This is a genomic window from Lysinibacillus phoenicis, from assembly GCF_047238325.1.
Lineage (GTDB): Bacteria > Bacillota > Bacilli > Bacillales_A > Planococcaceae > Lysinibacillus > Lysinibacillus irui.
The window spans coordinates 1,717,831-1,734,527 of the sequence record NZ_JBDFMP010000002.1 but is presented as its reverse complement, the minus strand read 5'-3'; the positions used below and the strand labels follow the sequence as shown (position 1 = coordinate 1,734,527).

Annotated in this window: 13 protein-coding genes; all 13 read left to right on the top strand. The window is 39.0% G+C overall.

Annotated features, from left to right (window positions below; all coding sequences use genetic code 11):
- Positions 1–81 precede the first annotated feature (81 nt).
- The 13 genes from ABC382_RS10335 to ABC382_RS10275 all read left to right on the top strand — a co-directional run bounded on the left by ABC382_RS10335 (position 82) and on the right by ABC382_RS10275 (position 16,583).
- Positions 82–4,413 carry a PolC-type DNA polymerase III gene (locus ABC382_RS10335; RefSeq protein ID WP_274796004.1) on the top strand — a complete coding sequence of 1,444 codons (4,332 nt, stop codon included), beginning with the start codon at positions 82–84 and terminating at the stop codon, positions 4,411–4,413.
- Positions 4,414–4,745: 332 nt separating this feature from the next.
- Entirely contained in the window at positions 4,746–5,222 is a 477-nt protein-coding gene (gene rimP / locus ABC382_RS10330) for a ribosome maturation factor RimP (RefSeq protein WP_274796005.1), read from the top strand.
- Positions 5,223–5,246: 24 nt separating this feature from the next.
- Positions 5,247–6,386 carry a transcription termination factor NusA gene (gene nusA, locus ABC382_RS10325; protein WP_274796006.1) on the top strand — a complete coding sequence of 380 codons (1,140 nt, stop codon included), beginning with the start codon at positions 5,247–5,249 and terminating at the stop codon, positions 6,384–6,386.
- A gap of 136 nt (positions 6,387–6,522) precedes the next feature.
- Complete coding sequence (gene rnpM / locus ABC382_RS10320) at positions 6,523–6,801, top strand: RNase P modulator RnpM (protein WP_274796007.1); 279 nt, start codon at positions 6,523–6,525, stop codon at positions 6,799–6,801.
- The gene (locus ABC382_RS10315; RefSeq protein WP_016994544.1) at positions 6,798–7,106 is read left to right on the top strand and encodes a YlxQ family RNA-binding protein; all 309 of its coding nucleotides are present in this window, start codon (positions 6,798–6,800) and stop codon (positions 7,104–7,106) included. The genes rnpM and ABC382_RS10315 overlap by 4 nt, the downstream gene beginning before the upstream one ends.
- Positions 7,107–7,120: 14 nt before the next feature.
- Complete coding sequence (infB, locus tag ABC382_RS10310; RefSeq protein WP_322611421.1) at positions 7,121–9,403, top strand: translation initiation factor IF-2; 2,283 nt, start codon at positions 7,121–7,123, stop codon at positions 9,401–9,403.
- On the top strand, positions 9,403–9,681 hold the full coding sequence (locus ABC382_RS10305) for a DUF503 domain-containing protein (RefSeq protein ID WP_008178987.1): 279 nt from the start codon (positions 9,403–9,405) through the stop codon (positions 9,679–9,681). The genes infB and ABC382_RS10305 overlap by 1 nt, the downstream gene beginning before the upstream one ends.
- 78 nt (positions 9,682–9,759) lie before the next feature.
- Positions 9,760–10,101, top strand: coding sequence for a 30S ribosome-binding factor RbfA (rbfA, locus tag ABC382_RS10300; protein WP_274796009.1), 342 nt, complete (start codon positions 9,760–9,762; stop codon positions 10,099–10,101).
- Between the two features lie 118 nt (positions 10,102–10,219).
- A complete protein-coding gene (gene truB, locus ABC382_RS10295; RefSeq protein WP_322611422.1) occupies positions 10,220–11,131 on the top strand; it encodes a tRNA pseudouridine(55) synthase TruB in 912 nt (303 codons plus the stop codon).
- 12 nt (positions 11,132–11,143) lie between these two features.
- Complete coding sequence (ribF, locus tag ABC382_RS10290; protein ID WP_322605959.1) at positions 11,144–12,097, top strand: riboflavin biosynthesis protein RibF; 954 nt, start codon at positions 11,144–11,146, stop codon at positions 12,095–12,097.
- A gap of 168 nt (positions 12,098–12,265) precedes the next feature.
- Positions 12,266–12,535, top strand: a complete 270-nt coding sequence (gene rpsO, locus ABC382_RS10285) for a 30S ribosomal protein S15 (RefSeq protein ID WP_036121378.1) — start codon at positions 12,266–12,268, stop codon at positions 12,533–12,535.
- A gap of 606 nt (positions 12,536–13,141) precedes the next feature.
- Positions 13,142–15,256: a polyribonucleotide nucleotidyltransferase gene (gene pnp / locus ABC382_RS10280; RefSeq protein ID WP_274796015.1), complete on the top strand. Its 2,115-nt coding sequence runs from the start codon at positions 13,142–13,144 to the stop codon at positions 15,254–15,256.
- Between the two features lie 103 nt (positions 15,257–15,359).
- Positions 15,360–16,583, top strand: a complete 1,224-nt coding sequence (locus ABC382_RS10275) for a M16 family metallopeptidase (RefSeq protein WP_312505206.1) — start codon at positions 15,360–15,362, stop codon at positions 16,581–16,583.
- Positions 16,584–16,697 lie beyond the last annotated feature (114 nt).

The following is a 16,697-nucleotide window of genomic DNA, read 5'->3' as shown; positions in this document are numbered from 1 at the left end:
TTGAATTCTCGTCATGTGTTAAGGCGAAATAGAAGATGAGGCTTTATGGACTGCCTCTTTCTGAAAGTAGGTGTCGATAGATTGGAACAGCAACAAGAGGCAAGAATGAGATTTCGAATGCTCTTGCAGCAACTTGAGTTAACAGATGATGTATACATGTCATTTTTTGAAGAAGGTGAATTATCACGTCTTACTGTCCATAAAAAGGACAGACTGTGGCATTTTACTATTAGATTAAGAGATATTCTTCCGTTTCCACTTTACCAGCTTTTCCGCACTCATTTAACAGAGAAATTTGCAGCAATAGCGCAAATATATACAACGTTTGAGACGCTAGAAAAAAGTGTAACAGAGGAACTTGTGCAGGCTTACTGGTTAAGTGTTGTTGAGCAAATTGATGAGATGGCGCCAACACTAAAAAGCTGTCTTATTTCCCAAATGCCAATGTGGAATGGTCAAAAAATAACGTTATCCTGTATGCAGGAAATGGAATATATGATGTTAAAAACAAAGTATGCAGACAAACTGGCAGAAAGCTATAGTCAGTTTGGTTTCCCGCATATGGCAATAGATTTTGTACTACAGGAAGAAACCGAGGAAATGATTGCTGCTCAGGAAGCATTTATGGAGCAGAAGCGTATAGAGGAAGCGGCATTGGCTCAGCAAGCAATGCAAGATTTCCAAAAACGAGAGCAGGAGAAAAAGGACAATCCAGCAGCAGCGAGCCTAGGAGATCGTCCATTCCAACTTGGGATGCATATTAAAGATGATGAAACGATGGAAATTAAACGAATTGTCGAAGAAGAGCGTCGTGTCATTATAGAAGGTTTTGTCTTTGATACCGAAATTAGAGAACTGAAAAGTGGGCGTTCCTTATTACAAATTAAAATTACCGACTATACAGATTCTATCGTAGTCAAAATGTTCTCTCGAGATAATGATGATGCAGAATTGATGCAGCATTTGAAAAAGGGTATGTGGGTAAAAGTTCGAGGCTCCGTACAAACAGATACGTTCATCCGTGATTTAATTGTCATGGCCAACGACATTAATGAAATCAAAAAAGAAACACGACAGGATCTCGCACCTGAGGGTGAAAAACGTGTTGAATTGCATTTGCATACACCAATGAGTCAAATGGACGCTGTTACGCCTGTTGATCGACTAGTAGCACAGGCTGCAAAGTGGGGTCACCCAGCTATAGCTATTACAGATCATGCGGTTGTACAATCTTTCCCAGAAGCATATGCAGCAGGGAAAAAACATGGGATTAAAATAATTTATGGTCTAGAGGCTAATTTAGTTGATGACGGGGTTCCGATTGCCTATGCTCCAGAGCATCGTTTATTAGCAGATGCAACGTATGTTGTCTTTGACGTGGAAACGACAGGATTATCTACAGCTTACGATACAATTATTGAACTTGCCGCAGTAAAAATTAAAGATGGCCAAGTCATCGATAAATACGAAAGCTTTGCGAACCCTCATCATCCACTTTCAGCTACTACAATTGAATTAACAGGGATTACAGATGATATGGTTCGAAACGCACCAGAAGTAGAGCAGGTTATTAAGGAGTTTCATGCATTTATTGGTGATGCGATTGTCGTCGCTCATAACGCATCATTTGATATTGGTTTCTTGTATACTGGCTATAAAAAATTTGGTCTTGAAGAAACGGTACATCCAGTAATTGATACGTTAGAGCTTGCCAGATTACTTTATCCTACGATGAAAAACCATCGCTTAAATACATTGTGTAAAAAATTCAATATTGAATTAACACAACATCACCGAGCGATTTATGATACTGAGGCGACTGGATATCTACTGCTACAACTTTTAAAAGATGCAGATGAATTAGCCATCAAATACCATGATGACTTTAATAAGCACATAGGTGGGGGTGACGCCTATAAAAAGGGGCGACCAATGCATTGTACAATTTTAGCAGTCGACAATGCAGGTTTAAAAAATTTATTTAAACTGGTCTCACACTCCCATACCAAAACATTCTATCGTGTTCCTCGTGTGACACGAGCTGTCCTCGAGCAATATAGAGAAGGTTTGTTGGTCGGTTCAGGATGTAATAACGGCGAATTATTCGAAACAATGATGAATAAATCACCTGAGGAAGCAGAGCAAGTCGCTCGTTTCTATGACTATATTGAGGTACAACCGAAGGCGGTCTATGCTCCTTTAATTGAACGCAATGTCGTGCGTGATGAATGGACATTAGAGGATATTATCCGTAAGCTTGTAAAATTAGGGAAGAAGCTAGATAAACCTGTTGTGGCCACTGGTAACGTCCATTATTTAGATCCGACAGATGCTATGTTTAGACAAATACTTATAGGGTCTCAAGGTGGGGCGAATATTTTAAATCGTTCCAAGCTACCAGAAGTTCATTTTAGAACAACAGATGAAATGCTGAAGGAATTTGACTTTTTAGGACCTGACCTTGCAAAAGAAGTCGTGGTGACAAATGCTCAAAAAATTGCTGCAAGCATTGGGGATGTTAAACCGATTAAAGATGACCTTTATACACCAAAAATTGAAGGCTCAGATGATGAAGTAACGAATTTAACCTATGAAATGGCTCATCGTATTTATGGTGAAGAGTTACCTGAAATTGTAAAGGCTCGAATTGAAAAGGAATTAAAATCAATTTTAGGTCACGGGTTTGGCGTAATTTACTTAATTTCGGCCAAGCTAGTGAAAAAATCATTAGCTGATGGCTATTTAGTAGGTTCACGTGGTTCGGTTGGTTCCTCATTAGTTGCAACCTTTATGGAAATAACAGAGGTAAACCCACTACCTCCTCATTATGTTTGTCCCAATTGTAAGCATTCCGAGTTTTTTGATGATGGTTCGGTTAGCTCTGGCTTCGACTTGCCAAATAAGGACTGTACAGAATGTGGCACGCCATATAAAAAAGATGGCCAAGATATTCCATTTGAAACCTTCCTTGGCTTTAAAGGGGATAAGGTACCAGATATCGATTTGAACTTTTCAGGTGAATATCAGCCACAAGCTCATAACTATACAAAGGTGCTATTTGGAGAGGATTACGTGTACCGTGCTGGAACTATTGGTACCGTTGCGGAAAAAACTGCATATGGCTATGTAAAAGGTTATGCGAGTGATCATAATCTACATTTCCGAGGAGCAGAAGTAGATCGTTTAGTTCAAGGCTGTACAGGTGTAAAACGTACAACGGGACAACACCCTGGAGGGATAATTGTTGTACCTGATTATATGGATATATATGATTTCTCTCCTGTACAGTACCCAGCGGATGCACAGGATTCGGAATGGCGGACAACTCATTTTGATTTCCACTCTATCCATGACAATATTTTAAAGCTGGATATACTAGGACACGATGATCCGACTGTTATTAGGATGCTCCAGGATTTATCAGGAATTGATCCAAAAACAATTCCAACCGATGATCCTGTCGTAATGAAAATTTTTAGTTCTCCAGAAACTTTAGGGGTAACAGAAAAACAAATTGGCTGTAAAACCGGAACTTTAGGTATTCCAGAGTTTGGTACCCGCTTCGTGCGTCAAATGCTAGAGGATACAAAGCCCTCAACATTCTCGGAGCTTGTGCAAATTTCTGGACTATCCCATGGAACAGACGTATGGCTCGGCAATGCACAGGAACTAATTCAAAATGGCACATGTGTGCTAAAGGAAGTAATTGGTTGTCGTGACGATATTATGGTGTATTTAATTTACCAAGGTTTAGAGCCATCGCTAGCATTTAAAATCATGGAGTCTGTACGTAAAGGGAAAGGTTTATCGGAGGAATTTGAAGCCGAGATGCTTGCTAATAAAGTACCTGGCTGGTATATCGAATCATGTAAAAAGATCAAATACATGTTCCCGAAAGCCCATGCGGCAGCTTACGTTTTAATGGCTGTACGTATAGCATGGTTTAAGGTACATTTCCCAATCCTGTATTATGCAGCGTATTTCACTGTCCGTGCAGATGACTTTGATTTAATTGCAATGGTTCAGGGTTCACAAATGATTCGTGCACGTATCGATGAAATCAATATGAAGGGCTTAGATGCATCAACAAAAGAGAAAAACTTATTAACGGTGCTGGAGCTTGCACTAGAAATGTGCGAACGAGGCATGAGCTTCCAAAAAGTTGACTTATACCGTTCACAGGCAAGTGAATTTGTCATAGATGGGAATTCGCTTATTCCGCCATTTGATGCAATTCCAGGGCTTGGAACCAACGTTGCCAAAACGATTGTAGCTGCCCGTGAAGAGGGAGAGTTTTTATCGAAGGAAGATTTACAGCAACGTGGTCGTGTATCGAAAACACTTATTGAATACATGGATCAACTTGGTTGTCTAGAAGGCATGCCTGATGCCAATCAGTTATCACTATTTTAGTATGGAATTTAATTTGTCAGGTTACGTTACAGAGAATTTCAAATTCCTGACACAATATGGTTATCTTCAATGAAGGAAATTTGCATTGTGTCGAGAACTGTGCTATCCTTATGGTAATAATTTGTTGATATTTTTCCAGCAAAAGAGTGGGTCCTTCCCGCTCTTTTCTGTTGTTATACCGTAGCAAAACAAATTTTGACTAACAGCAGGTAAGACCGTAAAATTTCACCAAAGCAACTGGTGGAATTTCTGTTTTATTTAGGTTCATTACTGAATCAATGGCAGTGATGAACAGTTCATACGCTAGAATTTGATAGATACAGGAGGAAACAATGAGCAAAGTACCATCTTTAATTGAAGAGCTCGCTAAACCAATTGTGGATGAGTTAAATCTTGAGCTAGTGGATATTGAGTTCGTCAAAGAAGGACGTAACTGGTTTTTACGTGTCTACGTTGATACGCCTGAGGGTGGAATTGACATTGACCAATGTGCTCAAGTTAGTGAACGACTAAGTTTGCTATTGGATGAAAAAGATCCAATTACACAAAACTATTATTTAGAAGTTTCTTCACCTGGAGCAGAGCGTCCATTAAAAAAAGATACTGATTTTCAAAAAGCAATTGGCAAATTTATTTATGTAAAAACCTATGAGCCCATCAAGGACATGAAGGAATTCCAAGGCTACTTAACGTCATACGATGAACATACATTAGTGATGGAAGTGCGTATTAAAACGCGTAAAATAACAGTAACAATTGAACAAGAAAAAATCGCATTGGCACGACTTGCCATCGATTTTTCAGCATAATGCATATTTAGGAGTGAAAATAAAATGAGTAGTGATTTGTTAGATGCGCTGAATGCGCTAGAAGAACAAAAAGGAATTTCAAGAGATGTGTTAATTGAAGCCATTGAAGCGGCATTAGTTACAGCTTACAAACGCAACTTTAACCAAGCACAAAATGTTCGTGTGGACTTAAATTTAGATAAGGGCTCTATTCGCGTATTTTCACGTAAAGATGTTGTGGAAGAGGTAGAGGATGATCGTTTGCAAATTGCTTTAGAAGATGCAAAAGCCATTAATCCAGCTTACCAGCTAGAGGATATCGTGGAGCAGGAAGTAACGCCACGTAATTTTGGACGCATTGCTGCTCAGACGGCTAAACAAGTGGTGACACAACGTGTACGTGAGGCGGAACGCGGTTTAATTTATGAACAATATGTGGACCGTGAAGATGATATCGTAACAGGTGTTGTTGAACGTTTAGATGCTCGAAATATCTATGTAGGTTTAGGTAAAGTAGAAGCAGCTCTGCCAATTAACGAACAAATCCAAGGTGAATCTTACCATCCTCATGATCGTATTAAAGTGTATATCACAAAAGTTGAACGTACAACACGTGGTCCACAAGTGATTGTGTCACGTACACATCCAGGTTTATTACGCCGATTATTTGAGATGGAAGTACCTGAAATTTATGAAGGCATTGTTGAGATTAAATCAATCGCTCGAGAAGCGGGAGATCGCTCTAAAATTTCTGTCTATGCCCATAATGAAGAAGTTGACCCAGTAGGTTCATGTGTTGGGGCAAAAGGCGCTCGTGTACAAACAATTGTCAATGAACTAAATGGTGAAAAAATTGATATCGTAGAATGGTCTGAAGATCCAGTAGTATTCGTTGCGAATGCTTTAAGCCCATCAAAGGTATTAGACGTTCAAGTGAATGAGGAAGAAAAATCGACAACAGTTGTTGTTCCAGACTATCAATTATCACTTGCGATTGGTAAACGTGGGCAAAATGCACGTTTAGCTGCGAAGCTTACTGGTTGGAAAATTGATATTAAGAGTGAGACAGATGCTCGTGAGCTAGGTATTTATCCTTCTGCTACAAGCACTTTCATCCCTGCTGACGATGAAGAAAGTGATTTTGATGATGTGGCAGTAGACTTATATCAAGACGACGAAGAATAAGTAAGAAAGCCCGTGTGACAAGTCAGCTGACAGTATTCAGTGGGCCCCCTACGCCGACTGAATACTGTCAGAGCGTCAAGTAGAGCATGACTTGTCCACCTCTTACGACAAGCTTCAGAGAGGAATGGTGATTCTTATGGCTGTAAACAAAAAAGTACCTCTTCGTAAATGTGTAGCAACTGGAGAAATGCTACCGAAGAAAGAGATGATACGTGTTGTTCGCTCCAAAGAGGGCGAAGTAAGTGTAGATGTCTCTGGAAAAAAACCAGGACGTGGTGCCTATGTCTCGAAATCAGAGAAGGCAGTTGACATCGCACGTAAGAAAAATGTATTAGGGCACCAACTTGATGTGAAAATTCCTGAAGAAATATACGAAGAACTGATTTTGCTGATTCGTAGGGAGTCAATTTTATGATGAATCAAGCAATATTTAATTTGCTTGGGATTGCGGCAAGAGCACGTAAAGTGATTTCAGGAGAAGAGTTAGTAGTAAAGGAAGTCCGCAATGGCAATGCTAAGTTAGTACTGCTTGCAAACGATGCTTCTAAAAACTCTAGCAAGAAAATTCAAGATAAGTGCACGTACTACAACGTTGAGTATCATGTAATTGGAGATCGTTATGATCTAGGACATGCTACAGGTAAGGAGGCCCGAGTGGCTTTAGCTATTACCGATAAAGGTTTTGCAAGTAAATTGTCTAGTCTACTCAACGAAAACTAATCGGGGGTGAGCAGATGACCAAAATCAGAGTTCATGAATATGCAAAGCAAGTGAATAAAACGAGTAAAGAGGTTATTGAAGCACTAAGTAAATTAAATGTGAGTGTAACAAACCACATGTCTATGTTGGAGAAAGATATTGTGGCTAAGTTAAACCAATCATTTAAAGCAACACCTGAGAAAAATGTAGCAAAACAATCAACTCAAAACATGGCACAAAGACCTCAATCGAATGGCCAGCAAAAACCACAGCATTCGGTGAAGAAGCAAGAGGGACAAAGGCAGCAATCTGCTACTTCTAAACCTAAAGCAAACAATCAGCAACACGCACAGCAAAACTCAAATTCGTCTAACGAAAAATCTAAGAATACAAAAGGTAATCAAAATAGAAATATGACACAAAATAATAATAATAACAATAATAATCGTAGAGGTGGCGGTGGTTATAACCAACGTCCAAAACCAGGGATTCATGGAGGCAAACGTCGCCATCCAAAAACGCATCAACCATCAATACCAGTAAAACAAAAGGAACTTCCAGAAAAAATTACTTTTGTTGAATCATTATCAGTTGCAGAATTAGCAAAAAAATTACACCGTGAGCCATCGGAAATCATTAAAAAACTATTTATGCTTGGTGTAATGGCAACAATTAACCAAGAATTAGATAAGGATGCAATTGAATTAATTTGCGCAGACTATGGTGTAGAAGTTGAAGAAGAAATCCGTGTAGATATTACGGATTTAGAAACTCACTTCGAGCAAACTGAAGAAGTAAACGAGGCAGATCTATCAGAACGTCCGCCAGTAGTAACAATTATGGGACACGTTGACCATGGTAAAACAACATTATTAGATTCTATCCGCCACACGAAAGTGACAGCTGGAGAAGCTGGTGGTATTACACAACATATTGGTGCATACCAAGTGACAGAAGGCGACAAGAAAATTACATTCCTTGATACACCAGGGCATGCTGCTTTCACTACAATGCGAGCACGTGGAGCGAAAGTTACAGATTTAACAATTTTAGTAGTTGCTGCTGACGATGGTGTTATGCCACAAACAGTAGAAGCGATTAATCATGCTAAAGCAGCTGAAGTACCAATTATCGTTGCTGTGAATAAAATGGATAAACCATCAGCAAATCCAGATCGTGTAATGCAAGAATTAACAGAGCACGGCCTAGTTCCTGAAGCATGGGGTGGCGACACAATTTTCGTACCAATTTCAGCATTAAAAGGTGAAGGCATTGATACATTACTAGAAATGATTTTACTTGTTGCGGAAGTTGGCGAACTTAAAGCAAATCCAGATCGTTTAGCGCTTGGTACGGTTATTGAGGCGCAGCTTGATAAAGGACGCGGTTCTGTTGCTACACTTTTAGTACAAGATGGAACGTTAAAAGTAGGTGACCCAATCGTTGTTGGTCATACGTATGGCCGAGTTCGTGCGATGGTGAATGACAAAGGTCGTCGTGTAAAAGAAGCTGGACCATCAACACCAGTGGAAATTACAGGTTTAAATGATGTACCTCAAGCAGGTGACCGCTTCGTTGTTTTTGAAGATGAAAAAACAGCACGCCAAGTTGGGGAAACTCGTGCGATGTCAGCAATCCAAGCGCAACGTTCAGAAAAACAACGTGTAACACTTGATAACTTATTTGAACAAATGAGTCAGGGTGAAATGAAAGAGCTTAACCTAATTGTGAAGGCTGATGTTCAAGGTACTGTTGAAGCAATGGCTGCCTCATTAATGAAAATTGATGTGGAAGGCGTAAATGTGAAAATCATTCACACAGGTGCTGGTGCTATTACGGAATCAGATATTTCTTTGGCAGCGGCTTCAAATGCAATTGTTATTGGATTCAACGTACGTCCAGATGCAAACGCAAAGCGTGCAGCTGAAGAAGAAGGCGTAGATATCCGTTTACACCGTATTATTTATAAAGTAATTGAAGAGATTGAACAAGCAATGAAAGGTATGCTTGATCCTGAGTTCGAAGAGAAAATTATTGGTCAAGCAGAAGTTCGTCAAACAATTAAAGTATCTAAAGTTGGTACGATTGCTGGTTCATACGTAACTGAAGGAAAAGTAACACGTGATTCAGGTGTTCGTGTAATTCGTGATAACGTAGTTATTTTTGAAGGTGAGCTAGATACACTTAAACGCTTCAAGGATGAAGTAAAAGAAGTTGCAAAAGGATACGAATGTGGTATTACCATTACAAACTTCAACGATATTAAAGAAGGCGATATTATTGAAGCCTATATTATGGAAGAAGTTAAACGCGTCTAATGATCGTGTATGCAGAAGTTGAATTCATTATTCAAACTGCCCATTCGTTAAAGGAAAAACGTGCTGTCCTACAGCGTATGATTACCCGCACCAAGCAGAAATTTAATGTATCTATTGCGGAAATTGACCATCAAAATGTATGGCAGCGTACGAAATTAGCACTTGTTGCTGTTTCTTCGTCTAAAGAAGCAGCTGAACGCGAAATTAATCACGCGCTCCACTATTTAGAGTCAAATCCGTCATGGGAACAGCTTAATGTGTGGCGAGATTATTTATAAGTAGTAATAGGTAGTTGTCCAAGCTTACGAAAGCATGGTACACACAACTATCTGTACATCGAAATAGAGGTGACAAATATGTCTCTACGTTCAAACCGTGTTGCTGAGCAAATGAAAAAGGAGCTCGGTGATATTCTTGGTCGTAAAATAAAAGATCCGCGTGTTGGTTTTGTTACGGTTACAGGTGTTGAAGTAACAGGTGATTTACAGCAAGCGACAATTTATATTACATCTTTAGGCAATGAACGTGAACGAGAGGACACGCTTAAAGCGTTAGTAAAAGCTTCGGGCTTTATTCGCTCTGAAATCGGGTCACGCATTCGTTTACGACGTACACCAGAATTAATCTTCGAATTTGATTCATCGATTGAATATGGTAACCGTATTGATACATTGCTAAGAGATTTACACAAAGAATAAGTTGAAAAAGTCTGCCACATGCATGTTTATGCAGGCAGACTTTTTATCTTCATACTGTAAAAAATGATAGCAGTGAGGATGCACTGCGAAATGAATGAAGGCAATTGGGAGGAGCTATATGAACGGTATTTTACCGCTTTGGAAAGAAAGAGGCATGACAAGCCATGATTGTGTCTTTAAATTACGCAAAATTTTGCGGACAAAAAAAGTTGGACATACAGGTACACTGGATCCAGGTGTTGAAGGTGTGCTACCAATTTGTATTGGTCAAGCAACTCGAATTGCAGAATATTTAACTGATGCAGGGAAGACCTATGAAGCTATCATTTCGATAGGTCGTACAACGACAACGGAAGATGCAGAAGGCGAAACGGTTGAACAAGATCAGACAGTGAAAACATTTTCTCGTAAGCAATTACTAGAGGTTCTAGCTTCATTAACAGGTGTTATTGAACAAACACCACCCATGTTTTCAGCAGTAAAAGTAAATGGGAAGCGCCTCTATGAATATGCTCGAAAAGGCGAAACGGTTGAAAGACCAACTCGTCAAGTAACCATCTATGATTTAGAGCTTCTTGACGAGGTAGAACTATATGAGGGACAAGAAATAACATTTCCTGTCCGAATCGCGTGTAGTAAAGGGACTTATATTCGTACATTAGCTGTGCAAATTGGTGAAGCGCTAGGCTATCCAGCACATATGAAGGAGCTTGTAAGAACGGCCTCTGGTACCTTTACACGTGACAACTGTTTTACATTAGCACAAGTTGCAGAGCTAATGGATGCAGAGCAAGTAACTACCTGTATTTTACCTGTCGAGTATGCATTAGCAGACTATCCATATATTGAGATTACTGCCGCCAATGAAAAAGAAATTTTCAATGGACAAGTGCTTCCAGCAGATGCATTATTAAAGAGTCATGATAAAATTGTGTTTGGAATCAATGGAAAGGCAGTTGCGGTTTATCAGGCTCACCCTACGAAGGATGGTTTGATGAAGCCACACAAGATGTTTCCGACGATAGAGTAGGAGGATTTTTCAATGGAGGTCATTCATTTAAAATACCCACATCAATTACAGCAACGAGAAAGCATGCAGGCATATTCACTAGCGCTTGGTTTTTTCGATGGTGTACATAGAGGGCATCAAGCAGTGATCAAGGCAGCTAAGGAAGAGGGGGACAAACGTCAAATTCCAACTGCAGTGATGACATTCGATCCACATCCTTCATTAGTCCTTGGTGGACGGAACGAAAAAGTGTTTTATATTACACTCTTACAACAGAAATTACAACTGTTTGAGGAACAGGGTGTGGATAAAGTGTTTGTTGTCCATTTCACATCAGATTTTGCCAAGCTTTCACCAGCAGCGTTTATTGATACATTTATTCGAGGATTAAATATTCAACATGTGACAGCTGGCTTTGATTATTCGTTTGGAGCATTTGGTAAAGGAACAATGGACGATATGCGTGCACTAAGTAATGGTGAGTATGGTGTAACAGTTGTTGAGAAGAAAACAGACGATATTGAGAAAATTAGCTCTACCCGTATTCGTAAGCTATTACAAGAGGGCGATATGGAAGAGGCAACAAAGCTTTTAGGGAGACCATTTGAAATCAATGGGATAGTTGTACATGGTGATAAACGAGGTCGTACAATCGGATTCCCTACAGCGAATGTCCAAGCATTAGAAGGAACCTTTATTCCAGCAAGTGGTGTCTATGCTGTCCGTTTACTAGTGCAAAATAACTGGTATGATGGGGTCTGCAATGTGGGCTACAAACCAACTTTCAAAGATCCGAATGATAAGCAATTATCAATTGAAGTTCATATTTTAAACTTTGATAAAAATATCTATGGTGAGGAAGTACATGTAGCTTGGTATAAACGGATTCGAAGCGAACGAAAATTTGATGGTATTGAGGCGTTGAAGACACAAATCGAAAAAGATAAACAAGAAGCAATTCGCTACTTTAACGACTTGGAAGGCTAACTTCATCATTGTCTTCACATCCTTCAGGTCTACGTTTTGCTTGCTTGACTAACTGATTTATGGTAACATTCATAAGTGCATAAATGCTTAACCTTAGCTCGGTATTTCGATGACTCCAACGTTTACTGTGCTAATGGGGATTAATTATAATTTAGGAGGTCCATACAAATGGCTATTACAAAAGAACGCAAAAACGAAATTATCGCTGAGTACCGTACTCACGAAAGTGACACTGGTTCACCAGAAGTACAAGTTGCAGTATTAACAGAGGAAATCAACGCTCTAAATGCTCACTTACGTACACACAAAAAAGATTTCCACTCTGAGCGTGGTCTTCTTAAAATGGTAGGTCGTCGTCGTCACTTATTAAAATATCTTCGTGAAACTGACGTACAACGTTACCGTGAACTAATCAACCGTTTAGGCTTACGTCGCTAATTAAAGGCGGAAGTATTCCTGTATTAAACTGTAGACAAACCTATGTTTGTCTACAGTTTTTTTATGTTTCTAAGCAGGGGTTATCCTAGGCTTTGTTCATTAGAGAGCCATAACTTTTTATTACACAACAATGACTGATCAATATAAAAATACTATTCTCAATTATAAGAGAGACTATTAGTCAGACATGCCCAGTAAAAGATAGTTTTTCGGGGCTTGCATTTCCATTGTTCACTCAAGTCATTGCTTAAACTTTACTACATACGGAACTTTCTTTATACTAGTAAGATGTTGTATGTTAAGCACCATGTTATAATAAAGCTATTGTTAAAACTTGCACTAGAAAAAATAATGTTTGATAACAGTTACTTCCATTTACATACATTACTTTTCGTCAAGAAGGAATCAATATAAAAAAATCCATATACCAAAATGCTTTTTCAATTAAATATAGAAATAAATCTTAAATAAATTGGCAATAACTGAATTTAAATGTATGATTATTTCATGAAATATTATTTAGCATAGAACAAGCATTTTTGGTACACTTACTATTAGTACATACAGACGAAGTAAGTGTTTTTATAATAGAGAGGGGTTCATTGAATGAACGAAAAGAAAGTCTATTCCTACGAATGGGCTGGCCGTCCACTTGTAATTGAAGTCGGACAGTTAGCAAAACAAGCAAACGGAGCCGTACTAGTACGCTATGGCGATACTTCTGTACTTGCTACAGCAACAATGTCTAAATCACCTAAACCACTTGATTTCTTCCCACTAACAGTTAACTATGAAGAGCGTCTATATGCTGCAGGTAAAATTCCTGGCGGCTTTATTAAACGTGAAGGACGTCCATCTGAAAAAGCGATTTTAGCAAGCCGTTTAATCGACCGTCCAATTCGTCCGATGTTCCCAGATGGTTTCCGTAACGAGGTACAAGTCATTTCTATGGTTATGTCAAACGATCCTGATTGTACTTCAGAGATGGCAGCAATGGTTGGTTCATCATTAGCTTTAGCTATTTCAGATATTCCATTTGATGGGCCAATAGCTGGTGTACAAGTAGGTTATATTGACGGAGAATTCATCGTAAACCCGACAGTAGAACAATCGAATCATTCGACAATTCATTTATCTGTTGCAGGGAACAAAGATGCCATCAACATGGTTGAGGCAGGGGCACTTGAAGTTCCAGAAGAAATTATGTTAGAAGCAATTATGTTCGGTCATGAAGAAATCAAAAAAATCATTGCTTTCCAAGAGCAAATTGTGGCGGAAGTAGGTAAAGAAAAATTACCTGTGACACTATTTGAAATTGATGAGGCGATTCAAGCCGACATAAAAGCAGCTTGTGAGACGGATATGCATGATGCTATTCAAACTGCGGAGAAACATGCACGTGATGAGGCGATTCAAGCTGTAAAAGATCGTATTATCGCTTCTTATGAAGAACAAGAAGCCGATGATGAAACAATGAAACAAGTTTATACAATTTTAGATAAAATGGTTAAAGATGAAGTTCGTCGTCAAATTACGGAAGATAAGATTCGTCCAGATGGTCGTAAGCTAGATGAAATTCGACCACTTTCTTCTGAAACAGGCTTATTACAACGTACACATGGTTCTGGTCTGTTTACACGTGGACAAACACAAGCACTATCTATTTGTACACTAGGCGCACTAGGTGATGTACAAATTATTGACGGTTTAGGTGTTGAAGAATCGAAACGCTTTATGCACCATTATAACTTCCCACAATTTTCTGTAGGGGAAACTGGCCCAATCCGTGGACCAGGCCGTCGTGAAATTGGTCATGGTGCGTTAGGTGAACGTGCATTAGAGGCAGTTATTCCAGATGAATCAGAATTCCCATATACAATTCGTTGTGTATCAGAAGTACTTGAATCGAACGGATCTACTTCTCAAGCATCTATCTGTGCATCAACATTAGCGATGATGGATGCAGGTGTTCCATTAAAAGCACCAGTGGCAGGTATTGCTATGGGTCTTATTAAAAAAGGTGAACACTATTCAATTTTAACGGATATTCAAGGAATGGAAGACCATCTAGGAGATATGGACTTTAAAGTTGCTGGTACAGCTAAAGGTGTAACAGCTTTACAAATGGACATTAAAATCGATGGTTTATCTCGCAATATTTTAGAAGAAGCACTGACACAAGCTAAGGTTGGTCGTATGCATATTCTAGAATCAATGCTAGCAACACTTTCAGAACCACGTGAAAAGTTATCTGAATTTGCACCAAAAATTGTTATTGTGAAAATTAATCCAGATAAAATTCGCGATGTAATTGGACCTGGTGGTAAACAAATTAACAAAATTATTGAAGAGACAGGCGTTAAGATTGATACGGAACAAGATGGTACAATCTATATTTCTTCCGCTGATGAAGAAATGAATGCTCGTGCAAAACAAATTATTGAAGATATCGTACGTGAAGCAAAAGTAGGGGAATACTACTTAGCAACAGTGAAGCGTATTGAAAAATTCGGTGCATTCTGTGAAATTTTCCCAGGAAAAGATGGTTTACTTCACATTTCCGAAATTCAAGAGGAACGTACGAAGCAAGTAGAGGATGTCTTAAAACTTGGTGATCAATTACTTGTTAAAGTGATTGAAATCGACAAGCAAGGTCGTGTGAATTTATCTCGTAAAGTTGTGATTCAAGAGGAAAAAGAACGCGCTGAACAAGAAAAATAAAAATGATCAAAGGGCTGCGTATGATTGCGCAGCCTTTTTAGATAGTAACAAAAAGAATGTTAGGAATTATACAATAGAGAAATTAAGAATTGGGGGAGATTTTTTGGTTCAAGTACATACATGTCAAAATGGTGTTCGTATTGTATCTGAGCAGATTGATCATGTTCGATCAGTTGCATTAGGTATTTTTGTGAATGCAGGTTCCCGCTATGAACTACCTGAAGAGAATGGTATTACACATTTTATTGAGCATATGTTGTTTAAAGGAACAGCTACTCGCTCAGCTCGTCAAATTGCGGAAGAATTTGATCGAATTGGAGGAGAGCTAAATGCCTTCACGTCTAAAGAAAATACATGTTACTATGCAAAAGTTTTAGATCATCATGCAGAGCTCGCTGTCACAATACTTGCTGATATGTTTTTTAATTCTACGTTTGCAGAGGAAGAATTAGAAAAAGAACGACAAGTGGTGTTAGAAGAAATATTAATGAGCGAAGATGCTCCTGATGATGATGTACATGAAAAGCTATGGAGTGTCATGTATCCGAATGACGCACTTGGTCGTCCAATACTTGGTACTGCAGCTACGTTAAAGACATTTACAGCAGAAACAATTCGACAATATATGGCCAAACATTATGGTCCAGAGTCTGTTGTAATTTCTATTGCAGGAAATATTTCTCCGCAGCTTTTACAAAAGATTGAAGATTTATTTGGACAATATCAGCCTTCACCACATGCTGTAGCGCCTGTGCTAACAAATCCTCCATTTTATCCGGGAGAGATTACAAAAATACGCGATACAGAGCAAGCCCATCTAGCCATTTCTTATCCAGCAATCGGTGTAAAAGATCCAGATATGTATAGCTTTATTGCTCTGAACAATATTATTGGAGGCAATATGAGTTCTCGTCTGTTTCAGGAGGTACGTGAAGAACGCGGGTTAGCTTATTCTATTTTTTCTTATCAATCCTGTTATGCAGATGTTGGTGCTTTTACGATTTATGGTAGTACAAGCCGTCAACAATTAGCACAGCTCCAACATACGATTGATGCCACGTTACTGGATATTGTTGCAGGCGGTGTTACGGAGGAGGAGCTTGATAATGCGAAAGAGCAACTGAAAGGGAGCTTCGTTCTTGGATTAGAGGGGACGGGTGCTCGTATGAATCGCAATGGAACGAGTGAACTTGTCCATCGGAAGCATCGAACTGTAGACGATGTTCTTGCCTCGATAGATGCTGTATCGATGGAGTCGATAGATCGTCTAATTGCTAAAATATTAAAAGCAGAACCAGCTATTTCGATTATCGGTCCTAGTGAATAAAGTCAACAAAATTAAATAATTGTAAGAGGAGAACTTTGATTATTTTCGAAGTTCTCCTTTTTCGTGTTTTCCTCTTTATCAATTAGGTGTTGTAATTCTCAATTAGCTTTGATA

Bases quoted from the DNA above. Each gene is read 5' to 3' on its own strand.
- ribF (WP_322605959.1), top strand. From the start codon at position 11,144: ATGGAGGTCATTCATTTAAAATACCCACATCAATTACAGCAACGAGAA.
- nusA (WP_274796006.1), top strand. From the start codon at position 5,247: ATGAGTAGTGATTTGTTAGATGCGCTGAATGCGCTAGAAGAACAAAAA.
- infB (WP_322611421.1), top strand. From the start codon at position 7,121: ATGACCAAAATCAGAGTTCATGAATATGCAAAGCAAGTGAATAAAACG.
- rnpM (WP_274796007.1), top strand. From the start codon at position 6,523: ATGGCTGTAAACAAAAAAGTACCTCTTCGTAAATGTGTAGCAACTGGA.
- pnp (WP_274796015.1), top strand. From the start codon at position 13,142: ATGAACGAAAAGAAAGTCTATTCCTACGAATGGGCTGGCCGTCCACTT.
- truB (WP_322611422.1), top strand. From the start codon at position 10,220: ATGAACGGTATTTTACCGCTTTGGAAAGAAAGAGGCATGACAAGCCAT.
- ABC382_RS10315 (WP_016994544.1), top strand. From the start codon at position 6,798: ATGATGAATCAAGCAATATTTAATTTGCTTGGGATTGCGGCAAGAGCA.
- rimP (WP_274796005.1), top strand. From the start codon at position 4,746: ATGAGCAAAGTACCATCTTTAATTGAAGAGCTCGCTAAACCAATTGTG.
- ABC382_RS10305 (WP_008178987.1), top strand. From the start codon at position 9,403: ATGATCGTGTATGCAGAAGTTGAATTCATTATTCAAACTGCCCATTCG.
- rbfA (WP_274796009.1), top strand. From the start codon at position 9,760: ATGTCTCTACGTTCAAACCGTGTTGCTGAGCAAATGAAAAAGGAGCTC.
- rpsO (WP_036121378.1), top strand. From the start codon at position 12,266: ATGGCTATTACAAAAGAACGCAAAAACGAAATTATCGCTGAGTACCGT.